This window comes from Sphingomonas sp. S-NIH.Pt15_0812, from assembly GCF_003951315.1.
Lineage (GTDB): Bacteria > Pseudomonadota > Alphaproteobacteria > Sphingomonadales > Sphingomonadaceae > Sphingomonas.
Genome location: NZ_QLJH01000080.1, coordinates 1 through 2,577 on the forward strand (window position 1 = coordinate 1; position 2,577 = coordinate 2,577).

The window sequence follows — 2,577 nt, forward strand, 5'->3', positions numbered from 1 at the left end:
GCGACGATCAGGTCCATAAGGTCGTTCTGCGCCTGGCGACCACGCGATGAGGGTGGAGCAGGCGTGGGTAGTACGACCGTCACCAACGCCGAGCGGCGTCCCTTCGGAAGTGCGGAGAAGCTGATCGGTCGAATGCGATCGCGCTCGAAGATTGGGTAGTGTTGAGGGCGAGTAATTGGTCGCTCACGCTTCCAATCTCCAAAATTCCTCTCGATCAACGCCTTCGTTTCGGCAGGGTTCACGTTGCCGACAACTACGATCATCATATTTTCGGGACGGTACAATCGCTGGTACAAGCCGCGGATGGTGTCGATGCTGGCGATTTGTACATCATCCGAGTTCTGGGCCTCGATCCTGTCATTGGGCGAACCGGGTGCGATTGCGGCGATGTAGCTGCCATAGATCTCGTTACCGAGCTTCTTGTCCGCCATTTCTTCAATGACCTCACCACGTGAGGCATCGACCGCATCCGCACGAAGGCTCATTCCCGTCGCCACATCTCTGAACAGGGTCAGCAGCACATCAATGTCGTTTGAAGCGGTAGTTTTTGTAGAAAGATAGTAGTTGGTCTCCCGCCATGACGTGGACCCGGCATTTGGCGCCGGCAACGTCAATGGAATGCCAAGACGCTTCAGATGATCGAATTCGTCGGGCGCGGCCATTGTAGGGCTGTGGAATGCCACATGTTCGACTAGGTGTGCCAGTCCCCGTTCACCGGGTCGCTGCTCGGCAATGAACCCACCTTCGTTGCGCATGAGCAGCGCAACGCCGGGTTCATGACCCTGCCGAGGTAGGATCGCAAACCTCACACCGTTCGCAAGACGTCCGATTAAGGGCGCGCGCCAATCGGAAGCCGGATAATTCATATGTTGCGTGCTGCCGCTGCTAGGAAATGATGCCTCATTCTGAGCAAATCCTGAAGAAGACGATGAAAGCAAGAGGGCAAGGATGGAGATGGACACCAGTCCGCGATTGTTCCGCATATACATTCCCCAACTTAGTCGACCACCGTCTCGGTATCACCACCAACAAGCATGATCGAAGATGTGCGCCTTTTGAGGCAGAAAGGTGACCTGGGCGTCGCGTATGTGACGATGATGAGCTTTTCTGAAGAGGGACGGCCCTGCGACACGGCCAGAGCATTCTCGGCGGATCGTAGGATGAAATTCAAAGTAGCAGCTGGCACACGCCTTCCCGGTTTGCGGACCAATCCCGCGCGATCCAAGGTTCGCTCTACAATCCCTTGGGCCTGCGCTGTACCTATAGGCCGCCCAAGGTTCGTAAGCATTCTCGGCCGGGCGCGTGTGTGATCTGGACTTGCTGCACAGTGACAGGCTCCAGTCCATGCGGAAGATACCGGATCGTGCGCTGTTGTCCTTTGTCCTCAACCAACAAGGCGTATGGCACAACGGCGTTGTCTGGCTCGCCTTGGGTTCGGGCAAGAATCTTCATGCCATCTCGCAACCCTGCCGTATATGCCGGTAGCATAGGGTCCACGCCGGTCGCGATGTTCCCGGCCTTCGCAGTCGCGTCCGCGTCGAAGCCACGCGAGAAGGAAGGGCGTCGTTCGGTTAGGATCGTAGCGCAAAGTCCGAACGTATCGGCCGGCAGCAGGATCGGCTCGCCTTTCACGACGTATCGGTCCAGATCAGCAGCGGTGTTCAATCCATTACGACCCGCCAGTAATGGGAATAGGGCGATCGCCTGCTCCCTCGAAGATCGTGCTGCTACGATCTGCGCGTGCAGCACCGTGTCCAGATTGATCGCACCTTGGCTCGCCGCCCGCAAACGCGCATTCCATATCGCTGCCAGCATCGCGCCGCGTTGATAAGGTAGTTTCTGGGCGGCCTCGTTGTTCCAAAAGGCTGCGGCCGTCCGCACACCCGGCATGGTACGGACCGAAGAACCGGCATAGGCCGCCAACATCTCGTTCCAGAGCGTCGCAAACTCTGCGGGCGAGATCAGCCCGGCTCGTACCATCAGGGCTCGCGCATAATAGTCCGTAAAGCCCTCGCTGAACCAGTAAGCCGTTGGCCGTATCTCACGATCTTGCGGCATTTCCCCAAGCTGCCCTGGGTTCCAGGTGTGGAAATATTCGTGGGCAAGAAGCCACTTCATGCTTGCGAGAGGCGTTCGTTGATCGACCCACAGGGCGAATGCATCCCCGCGCCCTGTGCCGCCCAACCCCATCGTCGTGGGGCTGCCAACGATCGGAGCGGCGGTTACCAGGAAGGGGGCACCGCGATCCGAGTCCCAGAAGGTGCGCTCGACGGCAATTACGCGGCGCGCGAGGCTATCCAACTGCTCTGGGGTAAACGTATAGGTGCCGACCGTCGCGACCCTGACCCCCGATCCGTCTCGAGCCGGGAAGGTGCGAAGATCACGTCCTCCAATGACGACGCTCTCCAAGGCGTCCGATACGGTGCCGGCGCGCCTCGGTGCCCGGTCACGCCCGGCGAGGTGTTCGAGATCCGAAGCGAAGCCGATGCCCGGGGCGCTCGACCAATCGAACGTGGCTGGTGCATCTTCACGACCAGCGGGATAGCCGAAAAGCGCATTGCCGACCGCATAGAACCA

1 protein-coding gene and 1 pseudogene are annotated in these 2,577 nt (G+C 59.1%); both read right to left on the reverse strand.

The window, feature by feature from the left end; all coding sequences use genetic code 11:
• On the reverse strand, positions 1-962 hold a 962-nt coding region (locus BRX43_RS19895), incomplete at its 3' end, for an insulinase family protein (protein ID WP_164523703.1).
• 298 nt (positions 963-1,260) lie between these two features.
• Positions 1,261-2,577: pseudogene (locus BRX43_RS19900) on the reverse strand (hypothetical protein); the annotation flags it as partial.